Raw genomic sequence first — 24,476 nt, forward strand, 5'->3', positions numbered from 1 at the left:
GGAGGGGAGTCAGCCGCCCGTGGCGAACCCGGGGAAGAGGGTCATCCCGCCGTCGACGTAGAGGGTGGTCCCCACCACGTAGTCCATGAGGTCGGAGGCGAGGGCGACGACCGCGTGGGCGATGTCGTCCGGATCGCCGATCCGGTCGTAGGGGATCAGCTTCAGCAGGTCCTCACGGGCCTGCTCGGTCTCCCAGGCGCCGCGGTTGATTGGCGTCTTGATGGCCCCGGGGGCGACCGCGTTCACCCGGATCTTCTGCGGTGCGAGCTCCTGGGCCAGGGTCTCCATCATCATCTGCACGCCGCCCTTGGAGGAGGCGTAGTTGACGTGGCCCGCCCACGGGATGACCTGGTGGACCGAGCTCATACAGATGATCTTCCCGGCCGCCCGGGACACCTCGGGGACGACGCCGCGCCGCAGGAACTCCCGCGTCGCCTCCCGGGCGCACAGGAACTGCCCCGTCAGGTTGACGTCCAGGACCTTCTGCCACTGGGCGAGGGTCATCTCGGTGAACGGGGCGTCCCGCTGCAGGCCGGCGTTGGCGACCAGGATGTCGATCGTGCCGAACTCCCGGACCATCCGGTCCATCATGGCCACGACCTGGTCCTCCTGGGACACGTCCGCCTCGTACGCCGCCGCGCGCACCCCGAACGAGGCGATCTCCCGGACGACCGCCTCGGCGGACTCCCGGTCGGCCACGTAGTTGACCACCACGTCGGCGCCGGCCCTGCCGAGCCCGATGGCGGTCGCCTTCCCGATACCGGAGTTGGCGCCGGTGACCAGCGCCTTCTGACCCTTCAGCAGATGAGCCGGAATCACACCCTGCGGTGCGCCCACGGTGGAATCCACGTTGTGCTGCCTCCTCGACGAGCGGGCCCCGGCACGCCCCGACCGCAGCGGGCCGGACCGACCGCCCACGTAATCACCGGCCGTGGCGGGGGACCTGCCGGGCGGGCGCCGGTTGCGCCGTTCGGTCGAGGATCTTCCTCCGGTCGGCGCAGACCCGGAGGCCGGGGTCAGTTCAGCCGGGCCAGGAGGTGGTCGCCGACCCGCAGGGCGTTGGCGATGGCGGTCAGGGACGGGTTGACCGCGCCGATGCTCGGGAAGAAGCTCGTGTCGACCACGTAGAGGTTGTCGAGGTCGTGGGCCTTGCAGTTGACGTCCAGGGCCGAGGAGGCCGGGTCCGTGCCGAAGCGGACGGTTCCCGCCTGGTGCGCGGTCGCCCCGATCGGCATTCCCTTGTGCAGGTAGATGCTGTGCGGCAGCAGGTGGTGCTCGTGCATGCCCAGGTGTCCGAGCATGCCCTGGAGCTTGTGCCGGAGCCGGTTCAGGCCCTCCGTGTTGTTCTTCTCGTCGAGCGCGAGGTGGATGGCGCCGGCACCGTCCAGGGTGACGCGGTTGTCGGGCATCGGAAGGTCCTCGCCGCACAGCCAGAAGTCGACCGCGTGGTGCGCCAGCACCTCGAAGGGCATGTCCGGCGTGACCGCCCCGGCCCAGCGCGGCGCCTCCCCGTGAATCTGCGCGGCGTCCGACTTGCCGAGCATCTGGATGCCGCCGAGCGGGAAGTCCCAGTCGTCCGCTCCCAGGTACCAGTCGTGCAGCGCCAGGGTCTTCTGGAATTGCGTGGGGTTGGGCTCCCTCGACACCGCCATCAGGGCCAGGTTGTTGTGCCGCATGTAGTGCCGGCCCACCACGCCGGAGCTGTTGGCCAGCCCCCGGGGATGACGGTCGCCGGCCGAGGCCAGCAGCAGCGCGGCGGAGTTGACCGCCCCGCAGGAGACGACCACGACGTCCGCGCGGAACCGGGTCTCGGAGCCGTCCGCGAGCCTGGCGACGGCGGCGGTGACATTGAGCCCTGACGCGTCGGTCTCCAGCCGGACCACGCGGGCATCGGTGATCAGCTCCACGTTGGGATGTTCCAGGGCGGGTTCCACGCAGACCACCTGGGCATCGGACTTGCCGCGCACCAGGCAGGGGAAGCCGTCCACCCGATCGCAGCGGATGCACGCGCTGGAGGGGGCGGCCCGCCCGTCGGCGTCCTGGACGAGGTCGACCCCGATGGGCAGGTGGAAGGGGTGCAGTCCCTTCCGCTCCAGGTCGTCGCTCAACTGCTGGATGCGTGGCTCGTGTGCGACCGGAGGGTGGGCGTACTGCGCGCTCACCGGCCCCTCGCCCGGGTCCTCCCCGTGCCGCCCGTGCACCCGGTAGAGGTGCTCGGCCTGCGTGTAGTACGGCTCCAGGTCCTCGTACCGCAGCGGCCAGGCGGGGGAGATGCCGCCGTGGTGCCGGATCTCGCCGAAGTCCTCGGGCCGCAGCCGGAAGAGGGCGGCTCCGTAGAACTTGGTGTTCCCGCCGACGTAGTAGTTGACCTCCGGCGGGAACGCGTTGCCGTGCTGGTCGAACCAGAACTCCGGAGCCCGGTACTTGCCCTTGACGAACACGGCGCTGGAATCCCAGTTGTCCCGCTCCCGCGGCAGGTAGCCGCCGCGTTCGAGGAGGAGCACGCGCTTGCCGGAGGGGGCCAGCCGGTGGGCGAGGGTGCCGCCCCCGGCGCCGGTGCCGATGATGATCACGTCGTAGTGGGGAGAGTCGCCCACGTCGACCACCGTCCTTGGGCTCGTGGCCCCGCCCGTCGGACCGGAGCCTGCCACTCCGCGGAGCGGAGACCAAGCATTCCCACCCATTCGAAGCTAGCCGCCCGCGAGCCGGTCGGCGACCGGGCCGGGCCCGCCCCGGGGCGGAGCGCCGTCACAGCACGGCGATCGGGTTCACCGGAGAGCCGGTGGCGCCCGGCAGCCGCAGCGGCGCGACCACGCACAGGAAGCTCCACCGGCCGGCCCGCGCGCAGGCCCCCGCCAGTTCTTCCAGCTGCAGGTAGTCCATGAGGTGCACTCCCATCGCCTGCACCGCCAGGACGTGCACGGGGAAGGCGACGTCCGCCACCGCGCTGGGCGCGGTGTCGTTGTTGCCGTCGCCGCCCAGGACGGCGACCTCCCGTTCGGCCAGGAACGGCATGGCGGAGGGGTGCAGGCCGGCGCGCGCCACGGCCGCCTCCCACGGCCCGAGCTCCCTGCGGCGCCGCCGGTGCCCCACCCGTACCAGCAGCAGGTCCCCGGGGCCGACGCGGACACCCTGGGCGGCCTCCGCGGCCGTCAGGTCGTCCGCCGTCACGTGCTCCCCCGGCTCCAGCCAGGGCACGTCCCGCAGGCGCGGAACGTCCAGCAGCACACCCCGCCCGACGATGCCCTCGCGGACCAGGTCCACGGAGAGTGACCGGACCTCCGGGGCGGCCGGGTCCCCGGCCGGGACCCCGCCGTGCAACTCGCCGTCGAACAGCACGTGGTTCAGCGCGTCGAGGTGGCTGTCGGCGTCCCCGTGGACGTTCATGGCGAACCGGTCGAGGGCGAAGTGCAGTCCCGGGGCCCCGGCCTCGCCGGGTGCGGGCCCCGTCATCCGGTGCTGGGCCGGCTCCGGGTCGTCCGGGCCCGGCCGGGTCTCGATCGGCGCCGCCAGGGACACCGTACGGCCGAGCCGGACCACGGCCGCGGCCGCGGCCACACGGGCGGGTGTCAGATGGCGCAGCGCCCCGCGCCGCACGCCGTCCGGGCCGGGCCGGGCCGTCCCGCGCAGCCGCTCGTACAGCGTGCGGAAGTCCTCGGCGCTCATGGGCCGGGGGACGGGCGGTGCGGGGTGCCGGGTCATCGGATCGCCGCCTCAGCCGGTGGCCGTCCAGGGGCGCAGACCCCAGCGCAGCGTATGGCCGGCCCCCGGTTGCAGGACGGTCAGCCCGCTGCCGGTGCGGAAGGCGTCCGCCGGACAGGACATCGCCTCCACGGCGACACCGCGACGGCGCCGCCCGGGCTCGGCCAGCGTGTCGCCCGTGTAGACCTGCACGTACCGGGTGCCCTCGCCGAGCCACAGGTCGGTACCGCGGTGGCCCGCCGGGTGCGCCAGCCGGACCACGGCCCGCCCGTCCGCTTCGCGTGCGAGCCCGGTGAAGGCGGTGTCCAGCGCTCCCGCACCGATGGGCCGGGCGGAGCGGAAGTCGTACTCGGTGCCCGCGACGGGCACCTCGCCGGTCGGTAGGCCCTCGGCGTCGGCGGTCAGCCGGTGGCGGGCGGGCACGGTCAGCAGTGCCGTGTCGACGAGACCGGTGCCGACCGTCAGGTACGGGTGCTGCCCCACGCCGTACGGGGCCCGCGCCCCGCCCGTGTTGACGGCGCGGACCAGCACCTCCAGGCCGTCGTCGTCGAGCCGGTACTCGGCGAACACCTCCAGCAGGAAGGGGTATCCGGGCTGTGGGTGAAGGGTGGTGCCCACCCGCACGGCGTTCCCGGAGTGGGCGAGCAGCCGCCACGGGGTCCAGCGCAGCAGCCCGTGGATCGCGTTGTGCCGCTCCGGCTCGCTCAGAGGGAGCTGCAGGTCCGCTCCGTCGAAGTGATAGCGGCCGCCGCCGACCCGGTTGGGCCAGGGTACGAGGATCTGGCCGCGCCCCGAGGTGACGGGCTCATCGGCGGCGAACCCGTCCAACAGGGGCACGCCGTCGGCCTCGTAGTGGCGCAGGGCGCCGCCGAGTTCGACGACGAAGGCGCGTTGCCCGCCGTGACGCAGCTCCCACTGCTCACCCGTCGGGCCTGCGGACCGGGGCGTCTGTGCGGACATGGGAGCCTCCTCGGACGGCGGGGAAGGGGCGGAGAGGCCCAGCAACGAGAGCGCGGCCGCCGCCACGGCCCGCGGCGGCTGGTCGACCTCCACGATCACGGGGCGCTCGTCGGGTCCTGGTTCCTGGAGGTCGGCGAACTGGCTGTCCAGCAGGGCCGGCGGGAAGAAGTGGCCGTGCCGGGCCCCCAGCCGGGCCCGTACGAGCTCCGGCGTGCCGTGCAGGTACACCAGGCGCGCCCCGGGCCGCCCGCGCAGCAGCCGGTCCCGGTAGGAGCGCTTGAGCGCCGAGCAGGTGACGACGGCGGGGCGGTGCGCCCCGGCCTCCTGGTCCATCCAGGCGCCGATGGCCGCAAGCCAGGGAGCCCGGTCGGCGTCGTCAAGGGGGTGTCCGGCGGCCATCTTGGCCCGGTTGGCCGGGGAGTGGAACTCGTCCGCGTCCCGGTGGGGCCAGCCGAGTCGGTCGGCGAGTAGCCGGGCCACCGTGGTCTTGCCCGACCCGGACACGCCGACCACGAGCACCAGGGGAGTCGGCCGCGCGGCTTCCGCCGGCACCGCGGCTCAGTCCTTCGTCGGACGGGGGGCCGTGCACAGCGCCCAGACGATCAGGCCGTCGACGGCCGCGAGTACCAGGGTCCGCAACGGCGCGTACGGAAGCCACATGAAGCCGGAGACCATGCTGAGCCCCGCGAACACGATGCCGACGACTCGGGCCCACAGGGCGCCCCGGAGCACGGCGATTCCGGCGCAGAAGAGGACGACGCCCAGGACGAGCTGGACCCAGCCCCAGCCCGTGAGGCCGAACGCGTAGGCGTAGTCCGGGGTGGAGAGGAAGACCTCGTCCCCGGCGATCGCGGAGATGCCCGAGGACAACGTCGCCAGGCCGCCGAAGACCATCAGGAACCCGGCGAAGTACAGCCAGCCGTCCAGGGCGCCCAAGCCGGCTCTGCCGGCGGCCGGCGCAGCGGCCTTCGGCCGGACTCCGCTCACGTGATCCGCCATGACGTGCTCCTTCCTCACTTCGCTCCGGCCCCGCGGGTCGCGACCGGCAGGCCCACTGGCGCCACCTCGGGCCCGGGCGGCAGCAGTTCGGTGACCACGAAGGCGACCACGGACGCGAGGATGATCACGGGGATCATCGCGCCGCTGCCGAGCAGGAGCACGACGAGCACCACGCTGCTGACCGGGATCCGCAGCGCGCACGTGGTGGCGGCGGCCATGCCGGCCGCGAGGCCCGGAATGACGCCCAGCCCCGGCAGTGGCGCGAACAGCAGACCCGCGGCCGCTCCCAGGAACAGGGCGGGGAAGACCGGCCCGCCGCGCAGGCTGCCCAGGCAGAGCGCGTACGCCGCGCCCTTGCACAGCAGGACCGCGATCAGCGCCCCGATGCCCCAGGCCTGCGGATCGGCGGCCATGTCGGCCATGACGGCCTGGCCCGACGAGGCGACGTCCACCGGGGAGTTGCCGGTGACCAGCGCGTAGAGCGCTGCGGCGGCACCGGCGGCCACGGCGCAGACGGCCGTGTGGGCCACGGGCCGCCTGGCCACGTACACGGAGGCGAACCGGCCGCCGGCCAGCACCAGGTGCATGAAGACGCCCAGGACGACCGCCAGCAGCAGTGACCACAGCACGTCGGGGGCGTCGAGGCGGGGGAAGGGGCCGTCCAGGTCCAGCTTCAGGCTGCCCGTCGCCAGGCCCGTCCAGCGGCCGAAGCCGGTGAACACGAGCTCGCCGACCCCGCTGGACAGCAGGGCCGGCAGCATGATCGCGAAGAGTTGCGGTCCGCCCACCCCGGCCACCTCCATCAGCAGCACGGCGCCGATCAGCGGGTTGCCGAAGATCGCGGAGATGGCCGCGGCCGCCCCCGCCGCGCCCAGGATCGCCGTGCTCTGCGGGGTCGTGGGCGCCTGGGCCAGGTCCCGGAACAGCAGCGCGAGCCCGCCGCCGAGTGCGATCAGCGGGGCCTCCGGGCCGAGGGCCGCACCCAGCGGCAGGCTGAGCACCGCCGCCAGGATGACGCCGGGCAGCGCGGCCGAGGTGGCCCCTCCCGCGTGCAGCCCCGAGGCGGGGATGTGGCCGCCGGCGCCGGGCATGCGGGTCACCACCAGCCCGACCAGGACGCCGGCCAGCAGCAGCAGCGGCACCGGCCACCACCAGGGTGGGCCGCTCCAGCCGAGCGCCTCCGGAAGATCGGCCCACACCAGGTGCTCCAGCTCGTGCAGGGCGACCAGGAACCAGAACGCCGCCAGGGAGACCGGGATGCCGATGAGCGCGCACAGGACGAGGAGCTTGAGGTAGCCCGGCGTGCGCAGCATGTCCCGCAGCCGGTCGCCCTCCGGGGGCGGCTCGGCGGGCGCCGGGGTGCGCGGTGCCGTCATGGGTCATCCCTTCCCGTCCCCCGCCACCGAGCGGCCGGTCAGCCGGCGAGGAGCCTGGCCTTCTGCTGGGCGAACTCCTCCTCGGTCAGCAGCCCCTGGGCCTTCAACTCGCCCAGCTTCTGGAGTTGGTCGAGCTTGCTGCTCATGTCGTCGCCGGGGGGCGGCGGAGGGGGAGGAGCGGCCTGGGCCGGTTGCGGCGGGGGCGGCGGCGCCGCGGCCTGCTGCTGTTCGTACTCCTGCTGGGACCAGCGGCCCGCCTGCCGCCGCGATACGCGGTTGGAGACCGCGGTGGCCGTCCCGGCCACGACGGCGGTGCGGGCGACTCCACGAAGAAGTCCGGGCATGGGGCGTCATCTCCCAGGTTGCCGAAGGGCGGACGGTCGCAACGCGCGTCCGGTCCGCAGGTCGTCATGTGCCGCGGGACGGGGAGTCGGGACTGCTGCCGCCTGCGGCCCGCGGTCCGCGCTCACGCCTCCATGGCGTCGAGCGAGGCCAGCAGCGCCTGGACGGGAATCCTGCCGCCGGCCACCAACTGCGCGCCGCCGCGCCGCAGGGCGCGGGCGAACGGCGCCGCCCAGACGTTCTCGTACACCAGGATGCCGGCCGAGCTGCCCGCTTCCAGAGCGGCACCGGCCTCGTCGATGTCGTCCTGGCCCAGCAGGCCGGAGGCCGCGCCCTCGAAGACGGAGAGGTCCATCTCACCGCCGCCGGCGTCCTTCAGTTCCAGTGCGACGACCGAACCGTCCGCATCCTTGCGGACGAAGACCAGGTCGAGGATGCGGATGATGTTGCGTTCCACCAGATCGACGAGCAGGGGGAAGCCCTCACCGGTCATCCTGTTGCCGGGGAACTCGACGATCAGGTAGTCGACGGGCCCCATCGTTTCGATGTCGTCGCTCATCACGGCTCCTCACGTGCTGTCCGGTGGGGGGTGACCGGCCGTGGGCCGCCGCCTGTCTCCGGCGGCGCATTCCCCGCCGCACGGTGCAGGGGCAGCACTCCAGCTCATTGCAGCACCCCCGGAGCGCCTTCGCACCTTCGGACCGTCGCCGCCAGGCTCCGTGGACGGCGTACGAGCGCCGTGTGCGGGCCCCGGTCTTCCCGCTCCACCCGGCCCGGATGGAGCGGGAAGACCGGGGCCGGCGCACCACCATCGGCTCCGGACCGCACGCCCCGGGAAGCGGTTCCGCAGCCCGCCGCATCCCTACGCGGGGGCGTCCGCCCGGTTCCAGTCCATCCGGGACCAGGGCAGGGCCAGTTCCTCCCGGCCGGTGACCTGGCGGGGAGCCAGCGAGCCGATGGGGACGGCCTCGCGGTGCCGCGCGTACACGGTGTCCACGTAGCGGTGACCGGTGTCGGCGGCGACGAAGAGGACCGTGCGACCGGGCGAGCGGTCGCGCTCCCAGCGGGCGGCGAGGTAGCCGGCCCCGCTGGACAGCCCGGCGAACACCGCGTGCCGGCGCAGCAGGTCGACGCTGCCGGCGAGGGCGGCGTCGAACGAGATCCAGTGGAGCGCGTCGTAGGACGCATGGCGGACGTTGCCGAAGGGGATGGAGCTGCCGATGCCCGCGATGATGATCTCAGGGTCGGCGACGTGCTCCGCACCGAAGGTGACGCTGCCGAAGGGCTGTACGCCGACCAGCTCGGTACCGGGCGCCTCCTCGCGCAGGTAGTGGGCGAGGGCTCCGGTCGACGCCCCCGAGCCGACCCCGCCGACGACGGTGAGTTCCGCACCGCGCGCCGACCGGCGGATCAGGTCGGCCACGGCCCGGTAGCCCAGGTAGTGGACGTCGTCGTGGTACTGCCGCATCCAGTGGTGGCCGGGATGTTCGGCGAGGATCTCGTGTACGCGCTCGACGCGCCGCTTCTGGTCCAGTTTCAGGTCGCTGCAGGGCTCCATCTGCTCCAGGGTCGCGCCGAGGACGGCGAGTTGGGTGCGCAGGGTGCGGTCGACCGTCGTCGAGCCGACGATGTGGCAGCGCATGCCGTGCCGGTGGCAGGCCAGCGCGAGGGCGTAGGCGTAGATCCCGCTGGAGCTGTCCAGCAGGGTGTCGCCGGGCCGCACCGCTCCCGTGTCGAGGAGGTGGCGGACCGCGGCGAGGGCGGAGACCACCTTCATGGTCTCAAAGCGCAGGCAGACGAGCCGGTCGTCGAGGCGTATCAGGTCCGGTCGGCCGATGGCCTCCGCGATGTGCTGGTCCACTCGGGGACTCCTTGGTCGTCGGGACGTTCGGAAGGTCTGGCCGGTCCGCCGGGTCCGCCCGGTCCGCCCGGCCTGGCGGGGCGGAGCAGCCGGGAGAGGCCGGGAAGGTCGTGAACGTGCGGGTGACGGGGATGCCGTCGCTCTCCAGGGCCCGCACGCAGCCGCGGATCCGGTGGCGCAGCCCCGGGGCGGCCGCATCCAGCAGCAGCCCGGCGACCGCGCCGCTGTGCGCGATCTGGACCCCTACGGCCTCCAGCCGCCCGGCGATGCCGACGAGTGCGTCGAACTCCGGGTGGCGCAGGAGCCGTTGCCCGCGCCGGGCGCTCGCCGTCGCCACCCGGCCGAGCAGGGCGGCGTCGCCGGTGGCCACGGCCCGCCGCAGCAGCACCCGCAGCCGCTCGAAGGCGCGTACGTCGTGGTCGTCGAGCGCCTGGGCCGGGAGCGAGAGGGTGTCCACGGGCGCGCCCCCGCCGAGCGCGCAGCCCACGACCACGAGGGGCGGCAGGCGGTGACCGAGCACCTCCAGCACCCGCCCCTCGCGCTGCGCGAACAGCACCGGGCGGGTGTCGAGCATCAGGGGGTCGCAGGCCAGCTCGGCGCGGACCGCGAGCCGGGCGACGGCGGCGGCCGGCAGCCGCATCCCGTAGGAGTCCGCCACCGCGCGGACCGCCGCGATGACGTCGCTGGTGGAACTGCCCATGCCCAGCCCCACCGGGACGTCTCCGGAGAGCCGCAGCTCCCCGCCACAGGGCGGCTCGCCGCACCGCCGGGAGCACTCCTCGACGGCCAGAGCCGCCGCGCGCGCGGCCTTCGTGCGGTCGCCGGGCCGCACGCCCAGCCGCTCCGGCGGGGTGCCGGGCCGCCGGGTGAACGCGGCCCGGCTCCCCGGGCCGCCCATGGGCAGGGTGACCAGGCCGGCGCAGCGGCGCCCGGCGGCGTCGAGGAAGACGCCCTGGAGGATCTCGCCGTGGTGGCAGGGCGCGTGCCCGGCTCCGTGGCGGTCGGCGGCGGGGGAGTCGCGGCGGGTCGCCGGGATCACGCCGGGGCCGCCGTCCGGTAGCGGTACAGCGTGGTCGGGTCGGCGCTGAACTGGGAGAAGGGGAACGGCTCGGCGGACAGGGCGGTCACCCCGGCACCGAGGAAGGCACGGGCCACGGCGCTGCCGCTCTGGGCATAGACGACGAGCGGGATTCCGCGGGTGCGGCAGCGGTCCAGGATGACGTCGAAGGAGCCGTTGCTCAGGGTCATGCCGGTGGCGACGACGGCGTCGGCGCGCTCCAGGACCTCGTGCATGTCGCTGGTGACCGGGTCGCCCCACTGGGTGGTCCTGAGGTTGAAGTCGCAGGGCAGCGGTTCGCCGCCGCGCTCGCGGATCGCCGCGATCAGCGGGTTCACCACGCCGATGAGGCCGACCGCGGCGCCGCGGTCGATGTCCAGCAGCCCGGCGATCGCCGCGTCGCGGGCCAGCGCGCGCACCTCGGGGGTGCCGGCGGGCAGGGTGACCGCCTCCGCGCCGGAGTCGCGGTGCGGGCGCCGCCCGGCCAGGTAGGCGTCGAGCGCGGCGATCCGCAGCGGGTGCGGCGCCTCGCGCAGCAGGACGTCGAGCGGAGCGCCGGAGGCGTCGTGGCAGACCGCCGGGTCGATTTCGCCGGCCTCGAAGGCGCAGCCGCCGAAGGAGCCGCCGAGGCGGACCAGGACGTACTGATTGAGGTAGGTGGTGTCGCCGCCGGCCAGCCGGGTTCCGTGGTGGATCCAGAACACGCTGGTCGCCACCAGCCCGCCGGGCTGCGGGCCGTGTTCGCCGGCCAGCACGGCCTCGATCAGGGCGTCGACGGAGGCCGCCGGTGCGGCTGCGGGCCCGGGAGCGGGGGTCCTCAGGGGGCGGGGCTCGGGCCGGGGCTGGGGCTGGGGCTGGGGTCGCGTCGGTGTCGTCATCGGGTTCCTTGTCGGAGAGCGGACGGGGAGGCGGGAGCGGTGCCGCGGAGGGGACCGTGGTAGGTGACCGACGGCCGGCCCAGGGCGTCGGTGCGGAGTTCGGCGTCCACCTCGAAGACCCGGGCGAGGTTCTCGGAGGTCAGGACGGTGTCGGGGGCGCCGGAGGCGACCAGCGCGCCGTCGTGCACGAGCAGCAGCCGGTCGCAGTGGCGGGCGGCCAGGGTCAGGTCGTGCAGGGCGACGAGGACCGTCTGGTCGGTGGCGGCGAGCAGCTCCATCAGTTCCAACTGATGTTTCACGTCGAGGTGGTTGGTGGGTTCGTCGAGGAGCAGTGCATAGGGCTGCTGGGCGAAGGCGCGGGCGATGTGGGCCCGTTGACGCTCGCCGCCGGACAGGTTCCGCCAGGGGCGCCCGGCGAGCGCGCCGAGTCCGACGCGGTCGAGCGCGGCGGCGACCACGGCCCGGTCGTGCGCGTCCGGGCCGCGCCAGCGGTCGCGGAAGGGGGTCCGGCCCAGCCCGACGACGTCGGCGACGCGCAGGTCGGTGTCGAGGCCGGAGTCCTGGGCGACGAAGGCGACCCGGCGGGCGATCGCCCGGGGGCCGAGGTCCCCCACGGGCACGCCGTCGTAGCGGACCGCGCCCGCGTCCGGCACCCGCAGCCCTGCCAGGCAGCGCAGCAGCGAGGACTTGCCCGAGCCGTTGGCACCGAGCAGCCCCACGGTCTCCCCTGGTGCGATGTCCAGTCCGATCCCGCGGACGACGGGAGTGCCCGACACCGACCAGCTCAGCCCCTCGGCGCTGATCCTCACAGCTCCCCCCTCCGGCGCAGGACGAGCAGGAACAGCGGGACGCCGATGAGCGCGGTGATCACACCGACGGGCACCTCCCGGGGGGCGAAGGCCACCCGCGCCAGGGCGTCGGTCCACACCAGGAACACCGCGCCCGCGAGCGCCGCATGCGGCAGCAGCGCCCGGTGCAGCGGTCCGGCCAGGAAGCGCACCCCGTGCGGCACGATCAGCCCCACGAAACCGATGGCGCCGACGGTGGCCACCGCGACCGAGGTGAGCGCGGCCGTCACCACGAGCAGCAGCATCCGGGTGCGCCGTACGCCGATCCCCAGGGAGGCGGCGGTGTCCGCGCCGAAGGCGAGCCCGTCGAGGGCGTTCGCGCACAGCCAGGCTGCGGCCAGCCCCAGGGGCGTGACGACCGCGCAGACCAGCACGGCGTCCCAGCGGGCCGGGGCCAGCGAGCCCAGCAGCCAGTGGGTGACGGCGCGGGTGGTGTCGGCGTCGGCCGAGGCCATCAGGGCGAGCGAGGTCAGCGCGGTGAAGAGCTGGCCGACGACCACGCCGGTCAGCACGATGCGGACCGAGTCCAGCCCGGTGCGGCGCAGCAGGAGCAGCAGGCCCGCGAAGGCGAGCAGCGCCCCGGCGAGCGCGCCGCCGGTGATCCCGAGGGTGCCCGCGCCCGCACCGAGGACGACCACGGCGACCGCGCCTGCTCCGGCACCCGAGGAGACCCCGAGCAGGTACGGGTCGGCGAGCGCGTTGCGCGTGACCGCCTGGAGCACCGTGCCGCAGACCGCCAGCGAGGCACCGACCAGGGTCGCCATCAGGACCCGCGGCAGCCGCAGGTCCCACACGAGCGAGTCCAGCAGCGGCGGCAGAGCCTCGACGTCCAGCCCGAGCCGCGACCCGAGCACCCGGGCCAGGTCGGTCCACCCCACCTCGGCGGTGCCGACACCGGTGGCGGCCGCCACCGAGACGGCCAGGACGAGCGCCGAGGCGAGGAGCGGTCCGGCCCGCGCGGGCCCGCGGGGGGACGCCGCGGGCGCCGGGGCCGGCGCGGTGACGGCCGTCCCCGGCGTGCGGGCCGAGGGGTGCAGCAGGTCGGCGCACGCGCCCGTCGACAGGCCCTTCGCCACAGCCGGTCCCGCCGGTCCGGCCCGGCCGGCCACGTCAGCGGGCATATCCGAGGTCCTTCATCGCGCCCGCCAGCAGGCCCAGCGCGTGCACGGAGCGCACGGAGGGGTCCAGCTCGATGCCGGGCACCTCGACGATCCGGTTGCCGCGCACCGCCGCCAGCCGGGACACCACCGGGTCCTCCGCCATCGCCCTGCGCTTCTCCGCGGCGCTGTCACCGGGCCGGCCGCGTTCGGACAGGTCGCCGATCACGATGAAGTCCGGGTCGCGCCTGGCGACTTCCTCCCAGGACACCTCAGGCCAGTCCTCCTCCACGTCGTCGAAGGCGTTCTTCGCGCCGACGATCCGGCTCATCTCGCTGGGCAGTCCGGTCCGCCCGGCGACGTACGGCATGCCGTTGAAGACCGAGTAGAGGTAGACGACGGTGGGTTGCTTCCCGGCCCCGGCCGCGCCGGCGGCGCTCCGGCCGGCCTCGGCGACGGCGGCCCGCTGTTCCCGGGCGAGGGCGGCGGCCCGTTCCTCGGCGCCGAAGATCCGGCCCAGCGCCTCGTAGTCGGAGAAGAGCAGTTCGAAGGGGGACTTCCCGGGCTCGTTGTGCTGGGGGCAGTCCACGGCGCTGACGAAGGCGGGGACCTTCAGGGCCGCCAGCTCCTCCCGGGTGCCCGCCCGGTCCTTCGTGTAGAGGTCGGTGGAGCCGGCCACGACGAAATCCGGTGTGGCGGCACGCAGTTGCTCACCCGTCGCGATCTTGGGGGCGATGACCGGGACCTTCGCGTACGCGTCCCGGTACTGCGCGGGGATCTTCGTCTTGAGATTGGCGGTTCCGGCCATCCGGTCGTGGAGGCCCAGTTCCAGCAGGGTCTCGGTGGAGGACTGGTCCAGGGCGACGGTGCGCTTCGGGGGTCCGTCGAAGGACAGCCGTCCGCCGCAACTGGTGACGGTGGTAGGGGCGGAGGGCGTGCCCTCCGCCCTGCGGTCCGTGCCGCCGCCGGCCGAGCAGCCGGCGGCGGCCGCGGATGCGAGAACGAGGCTCAGGGCGAGGCCGGTTCGGGTGCGATGGCGCATGGGTCCTCCGTCAGGGGGGCGTGGATGGGGGCAGGGGCGTGCACCGGGCAGGAGTGCCGCGTCCACAGAGTACTGTAATGGTTATCGTTTTCATTAATGGATGAGGAGCACCACATCGTGGCGACCACACCTGCCCCCACGGAGCCCAGGAGCCGTCCACAGCAGACGCGTTCCGTCCTGCGCGACGTCGCCTTCCTGCGCCTGTGGGCCGGCACCACCGCCTCCGGGCTCGCGACCTGGGCCCTGCCCTTCGTACTGGGCCTCGCGGTCCTGGAGCGCGAACTGGGCGCGGCCGGCCTCGGCCTCGTCCTCGCGGCGCGCACCGCCGGCTTCCTCGCCGCCGTGGCCGTCGGCGGGGTGCTGGCCGACCGCCACTCCCGGCGGGCCGTCGTCCTGTGGTCGGCCCTGGCCGCCGCGGCCGCCGCGCCCCTCCTCGCCGCCGGACTGGGGCGCTCCCTGCTGCTGATGACCGCGGCCGCAGCCCTGGCCGGCGCCGGGCAGGGAGCCTGCCGCCCCGCCTTCCAGGCACTCACGGCCGAGGTCGTCGACGCCGGCCGCAGGCAGCAGGCCAACGCCGCGACGACCCTGGCCGTGCGCGCCTCCACACTGGCCGGGCCGGCCCTGACCGCGCTGCTCGCGGCCTTCACCGATGTCGCGACCCTGCTGCTCGGCATCGGCCTGCTCTGGCTGGTCGCCGCGCTCCTGCCGGGCCGGGGGTCCGCGTCCGGCGCCCCGGACGCGGACCGGCCGCAGCGCGCCTCGCTGCGCGCCGAGTTCGTCGACGGCATACGCGAGGCCCGCCGCCACCCCTGGTTCCTCGCGGGACTCGCAGGCCTGGTCGCCGTGATCGCGCTCGGCTACTCCGCCACCAGCGTCGCCCTGCCCCTGATCAGCCGTGACCGCTACGGCACCGAGTGGGTGCTGGCCGCCGCCATGACCGCCTACACGGTCGGCGCGCTCGGCGGGGCCCTGGTCACCGCCCGCTTCCGGCCGCGCTCCCAGGGCTGGGCCGCTTTCGCGGGCCTGGCGGCCTACGGCTTCGCGCCGCTGAGCCTGGTGCTCCCGGTCCACCCGGGCGTGGTCGTCGGCGCCTACGCGATCGCCGGGATCGGCATCGAGCTGTTCAACGTGCCCTGGTTCACCGCCACCCAGCGCGAAGTCGCCCCGGACAAGCTCGCCCGGGTCTCCTCGCTGGACTTCCTCGTGTCCTACGGCCTGGCCCCGGTGGGCCTGGCGCTCATCGCCCCGGCCATCGAGGTCTTCGGGGCGACCCCGGTCCTCGGCGTCTGCTCCGCGGCCTGCTTCCTGGTCCCCGCGGCGGCTGCACTGGTCCCCACCGCACGGCACTTCGGGCGGCCGCCGGCACAGCCCGCCGGCTGACTCCCGCAGCGGCGGCGCTCAGGGCCGCGAGCGTACAAGGGCGAAGACCGCCCCCTCCGGGTCCGTGACCGTGGCCTGCCGCCCGCGCATGCCCTCCCGGGGCGGCTCGACGACGCGCCCGCCGAGCTCCTCGACCCGGCTCGCGGCCGCGTCGGTGTCCGCCACCTCGAAATAGGCCAGCCAGTGCGGCCCCCGGTCGTGCGGCAGCGAACGGCCCACGCCGTGTACGGCGGCGACGGGCCGGCCCGCCAGGTTCAGGGTGAGGTGGTCGAAGTCGTCCGAGGCGGTGACGTGGGTCTGCGCCTCGTGGCCGAAGACGTGCTCGTAGAACTTGCCGACCGTCGAGGTGTCCTGGGTGATCAGCTCGTGCCAGACGGGGGTACCCGGCCCGCCGTGCGGCCGGGCGCCCAGGTGGTCCTGCGCCTGCCACAGCCCGAAGACCGCCCCCAGCGGGTCCGAGCAGATGGCCACCCGCCCCGCGACGCCGGCGTCCAGCGGCCCCACCGCGACCGTGCCGCCGCAGGCCCGGACGGATTCGGCGCTGGCGTCCGCGTCGTCCGTGGCCAGGTATGTGGTCCACGCCGTCGGAAGATGGCCGTCCGGCGGCATCTCGCCGATCCCGGCCACTTCGTGTCCGTCCAGCACGGCACGGACGTATGGCCCGAGCTGCTCGGGCCCGGGCACGTACTCCCATCCGAACAGGTCGGCGTAGAAGTCCTCGGTGCTCCCGAGGCCGTGCACCATGAGACTCACCCAGCACGGGGTGCCGGGGGTGCGCCGGGTCGCTTCCGCTGCCTCGGTCATGTCTGCCGTCTCCTCCGTCGTGCCGTCACCGGTGCTGATGGTTCCACTCCGGCGGACCCGGCGCTCCCCGACCGCGCCGCATTCCGGTGGTCCGGAACGGAGTTGACCGGAACCGGGTGCCCCGCTGATGACGGTCCTGTGACGCCGGTGCCGGGCGGGGAGGAAGATGGCCGCCATGAGTGCGAAGACTGCGATCCTTTCCGTTGCCGAACTGAGGAACGAGCTGGCGGGTGCCCGGCCGCCGATCCTGCTGGACGTCCGCTGGCAGCTCGGCGGCCCCGACCAGCGGCCCGCGTATGAGGCCGGGCACCTGCCGGGCGCCGCGTACGTCGACCTCGACCGTGAACTGGCAGGTCCGGCCGGGGCGGGAGGGCGCCACCCGCTCCCGGACGCGGAGGCCTTCGGCGCGGCGATGCGCAGGGCCGGGGTCTGCGCGGACGTGCCTGTGGTCGTGTACGACGGCGGGCAGGGCTGGGCGGCGGCCCGCGCGTGGTGGCTCTTGCGCTGGACGGGTCACCCGAACGTGCGAGTCCTGGACGGGGGCCTGGCCGCGTGGACGGCGGCGGGAGGCGGGCTCACCGCCGAACGGGTGATTCCGGACGAGGGCGATTTCAAGCCAACCCCCGGATCGCTCGGGCTGCTCGACGCCGACGCGGCGGCGGAGCGGGCGCGCGAGGGCGTGCTCCTGGACGCCCGTGCGGGGGAGAGGTACCGCGGCGAGGTCGAGCCGATCGACCCGGTGGGCGGGCACATCCCCGGCGCGCTGTCGGCCCCGACCACCGAGAACGTGGGTCCCGACGGCCGCTTCCTGCCGGCGGACGCGCTGCGGGCCCGGTTCGAGGCGCTCGGGGCCTCCGAAGGGACCGCGGTGGGCGTGTACTGCGGATCGGGGGTCTCCGGAGCCCATGAAGTGCTAGCCCTGGAGGTGGCCGGTATCGAGTCCGACCTCTATGCGGGCAGCTGGTCGCACTGGTGCACGGACCCGGCCCGCCCGGTGGCCACGGGTCCGGACCCCAGCTAGCCGGGCCGGGGTCGGGTGCCACCCGGCCCCGGGGGGGGCTACTCCTGCTTCTTGCGCCGGGTGCCGAAGACGATCTCGTCCCAGCTCGGCACCGCCGCACGGCGCCCGGGCCGGACCCCGTCGGCCTCGGCCTGCCGGTCGGTGGTGCCCGTCAGTCGGTCGCGGTGGCCCGCCACCGTACGGGGCATCAGGACGTCGGCGTACGCGGCGCCCGCGCCCGCCGAGGCGGCCGGGGCCGGCGGCTCCTCTGCCTCGGCTTCCGTGTCCGCCGGATCGGGGCGTTCCGGCACGACCATGTCGCCGCGGAAGCTCGGTACCGCCTCCAGCAGGCTGGTCAGCGTGTCCCGCTCCTCCTCCGGCTCCGGGACGGGCGTCGGCCGGGGCTCGACCCGCTCCAGCTGCCGGTCCAGGGTGCGATCCAGCGGCCGGTCGCGCGGCAGGCGCGCGATCCTCGGGACGAACGGGAAGCTCGGCTCCGGCGCGGCCGGCAGGTCCTCCGACTCGCCGATGAGCGAGCGGGCCTCGTCGTCCACGGCCACGACCAGCCGGCGCGGCGGGTCGTAGGTCCAGCTCGCCGAATGCGGCTCGCCGACGACCCGGTAGACCAGGAGGACTTCCCAGGTGCCGTCGTCGCGGCGCCAGGAGTCCCACTGGACGGAGTCCTTCTCGGCCCCACGCAGGGTCAGCCGCTCCTGCACGGCTTCGCCGAGCTGCGGCCCGGTGTTCTCGCCGGGGCGGCGCACCGGGGTCTTGCGGGCGCGCTCGGCCATGAAGGCGCGTTCGGCGAGCACCGGGCCCTCGAAGCGGCGCACGCGGTCGACGGGGATGCCGGCGAGCTGGGCGACCTCCTCCGCGGTGGCACCGGCTCGTATCCGGGCCTGGATGTCACGGGGGCGGAGGTGGCTCTCGACCTCGATCTCGATCTGGTTCAGGCGTGCGCGGTCGTTGCGTACGGCAGCTCGAAGCCGCTCATCGATCGGAAGCGTGTACTCCGTGCTGTCCGCAGCCTTGAGCACCAGTCGTGTGCCGTCATTGGAGACGGCCACGACACGCAGTTCGGGCATGGGGACCTCCCGGGTGGTGCCTGCCGACGTCACGTGCGTCGCTGCTTCCGCTAGTCGAGTGTGGCCTGCCCGGGTGCAGCCTGCCACAACCTTGCCGAGTTAAACCGGCGTGTCGGGCATGCGCCCTTGATCGCCGTTATGGCACGGTTACCTGTTGGGCACGCACAGTGACCACATGATTACCGTGCGCAGCAGGGCCCGTGCAATGTCGCGACATCACCGGTCTTCGAGTGCCGCTTTCCGTCAGCCGGCCCCCTCTCCCGGATCCGGACAACCGAAAGGAAGGACAGACCCAGGGCTCGCCACAGTACTCCATTCGGGCCACCTGGGGAGACCGCCGCGCCGCCGAACTTTCCCCGGGCGGCGCGTGTTCGGCTGCCCGCTGTCGGTTCCCACCAGCGGTCGTCATCCGGGCGCGGGTGTCCTGCTTCACAGAATCACCCGAAACGGAACTATCCCCTTCGCTCAGCTGTCAGTAACTGCTGAAAGAGCAGAAGACACGAGAGGTCGGGCACACAGGGGATGGCGATGGGCCAGAAGACGACGGGTGGCGCCGGGACCGAACCGGCGGGAAGGAAAATCGACCTGAGCGTGGCCCAGGTCGCCGGATCCTCCCTCGCCACCGTCGCGGCCGCCCTGCTCGCGTCGACGATGGGCGTCTACGGAACCATCCTCGGCGCCGGGGTGGTCAGCGTCGTCGCCACCGCGGGCGGACCCGTCATCCAGCACCTCTTCCGGCGTACCGGCGACCAGCTGCGCGGCAGCACCCGGCCGAAGACCCGTCGGGTACCGCCGCCCCGCGGGCAGGAGGGGGCGGCGGACCCCGGGGCGGCGGACGCCGGGGCGGCGGAGGAGTTCGGGCGGCCCACCGTGCACGGCACCCGGATGCGCGGATGGAAGCGCACCGCGGTGGCCTCCGGCGCGGCCTTCGCCGTCGCCATCGGCGGCCTCGGCACCTACGAGGCGATGGCAGGCACGTCCGTCAGCAGCGACGGCGGCACCCTCTTCTCCGGCGGAACCCGCAAGGCCGGCGAGGAGCGCCCCGCCCCGTCCCGACGCGGTCCGGCCGGTGGGGAGGACGAGCGGGGGAGCGGCGCCGACACCCCCGGCCCGGGCGGCTCCCCGAACCCCTCCCGTCCGGGCGGGAGCCGCAGTCCGAGCGCGGACCCCGGGCCGTCGCGCTCCGGCGAGCCGGCGCCCGGCCCGTCGGTGCCGACGCACGGACCGGCGCCCACCCCGACGCCGTCGGCACCGGACCCGGTGCCGACCCCGGGCGCCGAGGGCAGCACGCCGCCGTCACCGAGCGCCTCCTGACCCGCCTCAGCTCCCGAGGACCCGCCGCAGGTAGTCGTTGCCGAAGACCCGGTCCGGGTCGAGGCGGTCCCGCAGTGCGGTGAACTCCCCGAAGCGCGGGTAGATCCGCGAGAGGTGGTCCGCGTCCCGGGTGTGCACCTTGCCCCAGTGCGGGCGTCCACCGTGCGCGGTGAAGATGCGCTCGGCCGCGGTGAAGTAGGCCTGGTACGGGGTGCCCCTGTACATGTGCACCGCGATGTAGGCCGTGTCGCGGCCGGAGGCCGTCGACAGTGTGATGTCGTCTGCCGGAGCCGTCCGCACCTCCACCGGGAAGCTGATCCGCAGCCGCGAGCGGTCCACCATCGCCCGGAGCTCCCGCAGCGCTCCGACCACGGCCTCGCGCGGGAGGGCGTACTCCATCTCCACGAACCGCACCCGGCGCGGGCTGGTGAACACCTTGTACGGGATGTCCGTGTAGGTGCGCGCCGACAGGGCGCGGCTGGCCACGCGGGCGATGGAGGGGATGGTCGCCGGGACCGCGCGGCCCAGCGTGTTGACGGCCTGGAAGAGGCCGTTGGAGAGCAGCTCGTCCTCCACCCAGCCACTCACCGGTCCGGGCGGGGAGGCGGGGCCCTGGCTGCGGTTGTTGCGCTTGGTGTTGCAGTTGCCGGTGTGCGGGAACCAGTAGAACTCGAAGTGCTCGTTCTCCGCGAAGTGCTCCTCGAACTCGGCGGTCACCCGGTCGAAGCCCATGGGCTCCTCACGGGCGGTCAGGAAGAAGAGCGGCTCCACCGCGAAGGTGATCGCGGTGACGATGCCGAGCGCGCCGATGCCCACCCGGGCCGCCGCGAAGACCTCGGGATTCTCCTTCTCGGAACAGGTCAGCAGCCGGCCGTCGGCGGTGACCAGTTCCAGGGCGCGGATCTGGGCGGCGATGGAGGCCGAGTCGCGGCCGGTGCCGTGGGTTCCGGTGCTGGTGGCGCCGGAGACCGTCTGCTCCATGATGTCGCCCATGTTGGTGAGCGAGAGGCCCTCGGCGGCGAGGGCCCGGTTCAGGTCCTTGAGGGCCGTGCCCGCCGCGACCGTGACGGTCCCCGCGGCGCGGTCGACCGACCGGATCCCGGCCAGGGCCTGCGGCCGGACGAGGATCCCGTCGGTCGCGGCGGCCGCGGTGAAGGAGTGGCCGGTGCCGACCGCCTTCACCCGCAGTCCGTCCTCGGCGGCCCGGCGGACCGCCTCCTGGAGCTCCCCGACCGATGCCGGGGTCACCACGCGGGCGGGTGTGGCGGTGATGTTGCCCGCCCAGTTACGCCACGCGGTCGCCGTGCTGCCGTTCCGTGCTGTCGCCGTCCCCATCGGTTGCTGGCTCCTCCCCTTGCGCCGGCCTCGTCAGCCGGCGGTATCCCGCGAACGCAACCGCCGCCGCGGCCGCCCCCGCCGAGAGGGAGACGACGTACCCGGTCCGCGCGCCGGCCGCGTCGACGACCCAGCCGGTCACGGAGGACCCGAGCGCGATACCGACCGCGAGGCCGGTGCTGATCCAGGTCATGCCCTCGGTCAGCTTCGCGTGTGGTACGTGCGCCTCGATCAGGGCCATCGTGGTGATCATCGTGGGAGCGATGGCGAGGCCCGAGACGAAGAGCGCCACGGCCAGAAACGGAAGGTTCCCGGCCAGTAGGAGGGGGATCATACTCACGGCCATCGCACAGATGCCCAGTACCCAGCGGGGTTCGGCCCTGCCCTTGAAGTGGATCAGACCGAAGGCAATGCCCGCGAGGCAGGATCCGGCCGCCCAGATGGCCAGGATGAAGCTGGCGGCGGACTTGTGGCCCTGCTCCTCGGCGAAGGCCAGCGTGGAGACGTCGATGGAACCGAAGATTGCGCCGGTCGCCACGAACGTGGCCGCCAGGACCTGCAGACCGGGGGAGCGCAGGGCCGAGGTGCGGTTCCCGTCCACCTCGCGCGGGTGCGGCGCGGGCTCGGTGGACCGCTGCGCCGTGAGCAGCCAGACGCCGACCAGCAGGCACACGGCGGCGATCAGTGGACCGGCCTCGGGGAACCAGGTGGTGGACAGCCCGATGGCGAGGATCGGGCCGAAGATGAAGCACACCTCGTCGACGACGGACTCGAAGGAGTAGGCGGTGTGCAGATCGCGCGGGGAGTCGCGGTAGATGGTGGTCCACCGGGCCCGGACCATCGAGCCGACACTGGGCACGCAGCCGGCAACAGCCGCGCAGACGAAGAGGGTCCAGTCGGGCCAGCCGTTCGCGGCGGCCACCAGCAGGAGGGCGACCGCGCCCACGCAGATCAGGGTGGCGGGCCGCAGGACCGCCCGCTGTCCGTGCTGGTCCACCAGGCGGGACACCTGAGGGCCGATCACGGCCGCGGCGAGTGCGAGCGTCCCGGTGAGGGCGCTGGCCATCGCGTAGCGTCCGGTGATCTCGGAGATCATGGTCAGGATTCCGACACCGACCATGGATATCGGCAGGCGGCCGATCAGGCCGGCGGCACTGAATCCCTTGGTGCCGGGGGCCGCGAATATCGCGCGGTAGGGACTGGGCAAGGGCCCTCCGTAAGGGACGAGATCAGCCCGTACAGATTACGGCGGTCGACCGGGCGCTGCACGGGAGAATTTCCGGGAACCGGAACTTAGGCTCACCTTACCTGTGTCGGAGTCCGCCTCGCGGACAGGGCAGTTCTCCCGGGAGCGGGCCGGGTGGCAGGATTCGAGGCATGTCAGACCAGTTCCGTACCCCCGGCGCCGGCTCCGCCGCCCCGTACGACGCACTCCTGCTGCTCTCCTTCGGCGGGCCCGAAGGACCCGACGACGTCGTGCCGTTCCTGGAGAACGTCACGCGCGGCCGCGGCATCCCGCGCGAGCGGCTCAAGGAGGTCGGGCAGCACTACTTCGGCTTCGGCGGGGTCAGCCCGATCAACAGGCAGAACCGCGAGCTGCTCGACGCGCTGCACAAGGACTTCACCGAACACGGGCTCGACCTGCCCGTCTACTGGGGCAACCGCAACTGGGCCCCGTACCTGGACGACGTGATGCGCCAGATGGCCGCCGACGGGCGCCGACGCATCGCCGTGCTCGCCACCAGCGCGTACGCCTCGTACTCGGGCTGCCGCCAGTACCGCGAGAACCTGGCCGACGCCCTGGCCGCGCTGGAGCGGGACGGCGTGGAGCCGCCGCGGGTCGACAAGCTGCGGCACTACTTCAACCACCCCGGCTTCGTGGAGCCCATGATCGACGGGGTGCTGGCCTCGCTCGACGCCCTGCCCGAGGAGGTGCGCGCCGGGGCGCACCTCGCCTTCACCACGCACTCCATCCCGACCGCCGCAGCCGACACCTCCGGCCCCGTCGAGGACCACACCGAGGGCGGTGAGGGCGGCGCGTACGTCCGGCAGCACCTCGACGTCGCCCGGGTCGTCGCCGACGCGGTCGCGGTGCGCACCGGTGTCGCCCGCCCCTGGCGGCTGGTCTACCAGTCCCGCAGCGGTGCCCCGCACATCCCGTGGCTGGAGCCGGACATCTGCGACCACCTGGAGGCCCTCCGCGCCGAGGGCGCCCCCGCCGTCGTCATGGTCCCCATCGGCTTCGTCTCCGACCACATGGAAGTCCTGTACGACCTGGACACCGAGGCCACGGCCAAGGCCGCCGAGCTGGGCCTGCCCGTCGCGCGCTCCGCGACCGTGGGCGCCGACCCGCGTTTCGCCGGGGCCGTCCGCGAACTCGTGCTGGAGCGGGCCGCCAAGGAGCGGGGCGAGGCGGCCGGGGAGTGCTGGGTGGGCACGCTGGGACAGAGCCACGACCTGTGCGCGGTGGGCTGCTGCCCGGCGCGGGCCCCACGGCCGGCCGCCGCGGGCGCGGACAGCCCGTACGCCTAGGAAGAGGAACCGTGATCTCCGAAGAGCTGAAGGCCGAGCTGCTGGACGTCGGCATGGATGCGGCCCGTCAGGCCGGAGCGCTGCTGCGCGACGGCCGGCCGGCCGACCTGGCGGTGGCGGCCACGAAGACCAGCCCGATCGACGTGGTGACCGAGATGGACATCGCCGCGGAGAAGCTGATCACCGGCATCCTCGCCGAGCGGCGGCCCGAGGACGGGCTGCTGGGCGAGGAAGGCGCCGACACCCCGGGGACGAGCGGGGTGCGCTGGGTCGTCGACCCGCTGGACGGCACCGTGAACTACCTCTACGGGCTCCCGAGCTGGGGCGTGTCCATCGCTGCCGAGTACGGGGGCGAGACCGTGGTGGGCGTCGTGGCGGCGCCGATGCGCGGGGAGGTCTACCACGCCGTGCTCGGCGGCGGCGCCTGGCTGGGCACGGCCCGCCTCTCCTGCCGTCCGGCGGCCCCGCTGGACCAGGCGCTGGTCGGGACCGGCTTCGCCTACGTCCAGGCCCGGCGGGCGCACCAGGCCGGCGTGGCACAGCGGATCATCCCGCTGGTGCGGGACATCCGGCGGGGCGGCTCGGCGGCCCTGGACCTGTGCGACGTGGCCGCAGGGCGGCTCGACGGCTACTACGAGCGCGGGCTGAACCCCTGGGACCTGGCCGCCGGCGACCTGATCGCCCGGGAGGCCGGCGCCGTGACCGGCGGCCGACCGGGGGAGCCGGCCTCGGGCGAGCTGGTGCTCGCCGCCACCCCGGCCGTCTTCGCCTCGCTCCAGCCGCTGCTGGAGGAGGCCGGGGCCTGGCACGACTGAGCCCCGTACCGCACCTGCAGCTGGACCCCGGCCGCCCGAAGGGGGCGGC

23 protein-coding genes are annotated in these 24,476 nt (G+C 74.1%); 5 read left to right on the plus strand and 18 right to left on the minus strand.

Going from position 1 to position 24,476, the window contains the following annotated elements:
- Positions 1-9: 9 nt before the first annotated feature.
- The 14 genes from ACFW2G_RS16095 to ACFW2G_RS16160 all read right to left on the minus strand — a co-directional run bounded on the left by ACFW2G_RS16095 (position 10) and on the right by ACFW2G_RS16160 (position 14,162).
- A complete protein-coding gene (locus ACFW2G_RS16095; RefSeq protein WP_106967708.1) occupies positions 10-804 on the minus strand; it encodes an SDR family oxidoreductase in 795 nt (264 codons plus the stop codon).
- A 212-nt stretch (positions 805-1,016) separates the two neighbouring features.
- Positions 1,017-2,597 (minus strand): GMC oxidoreductase, encoded by a 1,581-nt coding sequence (locus ACFW2G_RS16100; RefSeq protein WP_384581538.1) that lies wholly within the window; start codon positions 2,595-2,597, stop codon positions 1,017-1,019.
- 151 nt (positions 2,598-2,748) lie between these two features.
- A complete protein-coding gene (locus ACFW2G_RS16105; RefSeq protein ID WP_384581636.1) occupies positions 2,749-3,666 on the minus strand; it encodes a cyclase family protein in 918 nt (305 codons plus the stop codon).
- A 48-nt stretch (positions 3,667-3,714) separates the two neighbouring features.
- A complete protein-coding gene (locus tag ACFW2G_RS16110; protein WP_384581541.1) occupies positions 3,715-5,214 on the minus strand; it encodes a gluconokinase, GntK/IdnK-type in 1,500 nt (499 codons plus the stop codon).
- Between the two features lie 6 nt (positions 5,215-5,220).
- Positions 5,221-5,661: a hypothetical protein gene (locus ACFW2G_RS16115; RefSeq protein WP_384581543.1), complete on the minus strand. Its 441-nt coding sequence runs from the start codon at positions 5,659-5,661 to the stop codon at positions 5,221-5,223.
- Positions 5,662-5,675: 14 nt separating this feature from the next.
- Complete coding sequence (locus ACFW2G_RS16120; RefSeq protein WP_037929671.1) at positions 5,676-7,037, minus strand: chloride channel protein; 1,362 nt, start codon at positions 7,035-7,037, stop codon at positions 5,676-5,678.
- A 38-nt stretch (positions 7,038-7,075) separates the two neighbouring features.
- Complete coding sequence (locus tag ACFW2G_RS16125) at positions 7,076-7,381, minus strand: SHOCT domain-containing protein (protein WP_037929667.1); 306 nt, start codon at positions 7,379-7,381, stop codon at positions 7,076-7,078.
- 122 nt (positions 7,382-7,503) lie between these two features.
- On the minus strand, positions 7,504-7,938 hold the full coding sequence (locus ACFW2G_RS16130; RefSeq protein WP_172671424.1) for a DUF6325 family protein: 435 nt from the start codon (positions 7,936-7,938) through the stop codon (positions 7,504-7,506).
- Between the two features lie 303 nt (positions 7,939-8,241).
- Positions 8,242-9,240 carry a pyridoxal-phosphate dependent enzyme gene (locus ACFW2G_RS16135; RefSeq protein WP_384581546.1) on the minus strand — a complete coding sequence of 333 codons (999 nt, stop codon included), beginning with the start codon at positions 9,238-9,240 and terminating at the stop codon, positions 8,242-8,244.
- Positions 9,161-10,279 carry a GHMP kinase gene (locus ACFW2G_RS16140; RefSeq protein ID WP_384581548.1) on the minus strand — a complete coding sequence of 373 codons (1,119 nt, stop codon included), beginning with the start codon at positions 10,277-10,279 and terminating at the stop codon, positions 9,161-9,163. The genes ACFW2G_RS16135 and ACFW2G_RS16140 overlap by 80 nt, the downstream gene beginning before the upstream one ends.
- Positions 10,276-11,175, minus strand: coding sequence for a Rossmann-like domain-containing protein (locus ACFW2G_RS16145; RefSeq protein ID WP_384455906.1), 900 nt, complete (start codon positions 11,173-11,175; stop codon positions 10,276-10,278). The genes ACFW2G_RS16140 and ACFW2G_RS16145 overlap by 4 nt, the downstream gene beginning before the upstream one ends.
- Positions 11,172-11,984, minus strand: coding sequence for an ABC transporter ATP-binding protein (locus ACFW2G_RS16150; protein WP_384581550.1), 813 nt, complete (start codon positions 11,982-11,984; stop codon positions 11,172-11,174). Before ACFW2G_RS16150 ends, ACFW2G_RS16145 begins: the two co-directional genes overlap by 4 nt.
- A complete protein-coding gene (locus ACFW2G_RS16155) occupies positions 11,981-13,144 on the minus strand; it encodes a FecCD family ABC transporter permease (RefSeq protein WP_384581552.1) in 1,164 nt (387 codons plus the stop codon). Before ACFW2G_RS16155 ends, ACFW2G_RS16150 begins: the two co-directional genes overlap by 4 nt.
- The gene (locus ACFW2G_RS16160) at positions 13,134-14,162 is read right to left on the minus strand and encodes an ABC transporter substrate-binding protein (RefSeq protein WP_384581554.1); all 1,029 of its coding nucleotides are present in this window, start codon (positions 14,160-14,162) and stop codon (positions 13,134-13,136) included. Before ACFW2G_RS16160 ends, ACFW2G_RS16155 begins: the two co-directional genes overlap by 11 nt.
- A 96-nt stretch (positions 14,163-14,258) precedes the next feature.
- Here ACFW2G_RS16160 and ACFW2G_RS16165 point away from each other — a divergent pair, with 96 nt between their 5' ends.
- On the plus strand, positions 14,259-15,542 hold the full coding sequence (locus ACFW2G_RS16165; RefSeq protein ID WP_384455895.1) for an MFS transporter: 1,284 nt from the start codon (positions 14,259-14,261) through the stop codon (positions 15,540-15,542).
- A gap of 18 nt (positions 15,543-15,560) precedes the next feature.
- On the opposite strand, the gene ACFW2G_RS16170 is transcribed toward ACFW2G_RS16165, so the two are convergent.
- Entirely contained in the window at positions 15,561-16,346 is a 786-nt protein-coding gene (locus ACFW2G_RS16170; protein ID WP_384455892.1) for a VOC family protein, read from the minus strand.
- Positions 16,347-16,521: 175 nt separating this feature from the next.
- Here ACFW2G_RS16170 and ACFW2G_RS16175 point away from each other — a divergent pair, with 175 nt between their 5' ends.
- Positions 16,522-17,367 carry a sulfurtransferase gene (locus ACFW2G_RS16175; RefSeq protein WP_384455889.1) on the plus strand — a complete coding sequence of 282 codons (846 nt, stop codon included), beginning with the start codon at positions 16,522-16,524 and terminating at the stop codon, positions 17,365-17,367.
- A 38-nt stretch (positions 17,368-17,405) separates the two neighbouring features.
- On the opposite strand, the gene sepH is transcribed toward ACFW2G_RS16175, so the two are convergent.
- Entirely contained in the window at positions 17,406-18,431 is a 1,026-nt protein-coding gene (gene sepH / locus ACFW2G_RS16180) for a septation protein SepH (protein WP_384581559.1), read from the minus strand.
- Positions 18,432-18,959: 528 nt separating this feature from the next.
- On the opposite strand from sepH, the gene ACFW2G_RS16185 reads away from it, so the two are divergent.
- The gene (locus ACFW2G_RS16185; RefSeq protein WP_384581561.1) at positions 18,960-19,745 is read left to right on the plus strand and encodes a hypothetical protein; all 786 of its coding nucleotides are present in this window, start codon (positions 18,960-18,962) and stop codon (positions 19,743-19,745) included.
- A gap of 6 nt (positions 19,746-19,751) precedes the next feature.
- On the opposite strand, the gene ACFW2G_RS16190 is transcribed toward ACFW2G_RS16185, so the two are convergent.
- On the minus strand, positions 19,752-21,080 hold the full coding sequence (locus tag ACFW2G_RS16190) for a D-arabinono-1,4-lactone oxidase (protein WP_384581563.1): 1,329 nt from the start codon (positions 21,078-21,080) through the stop codon (positions 19,752-19,754).
- Positions 21,031-22,287, minus strand: a complete 1,257-nt coding sequence (locus ACFW2G_RS16195; protein WP_037929647.1) for an MFS transporter — start codon at positions 22,285-22,287, stop codon at positions 21,031-21,033. The genes ACFW2G_RS16190 and ACFW2G_RS16195 overlap by 50 nt, the downstream gene beginning before the upstream one ends.
- A gap of 170 nt (positions 22,288-22,457) precedes the next feature.
- Here ACFW2G_RS16195 and ACFW2G_RS16200 point away from each other — a divergent pair, with 170 nt between their 5' ends.
- Together ACFW2G_RS16200 and ACFW2G_RS16205 are read left to right on the plus strand one after the other, a co-directional pair.
- Positions 22,458-23,612 (plus strand): ferrochelatase, encoded by a 1,155-nt coding sequence (locus ACFW2G_RS16200; RefSeq protein WP_384581565.1) that lies wholly within the window; start codon positions 22,458-22,460, stop codon positions 23,610-23,612.
- Between the two features lie 11 nt (positions 23,613-23,623).
- Complete coding sequence (locus ACFW2G_RS16205; protein WP_370466463.1) at positions 23,624-24,427, plus strand: inositol monophosphatase family protein; 804 nt, start codon at positions 23,624-23,626, stop codon at positions 24,425-24,427.
- Positions 24,428-24,476: the final 49 nt, after the last annotated feature.

Source organism: Streptomyces sp. NPDC058880 (assembly GCF_042742535.1).
Taxonomy (GTDB): domain Bacteria; phylum Actinomycetota; class Actinomycetes; order Streptomycetales; family Streptomycetaceae; genus Streptomyces.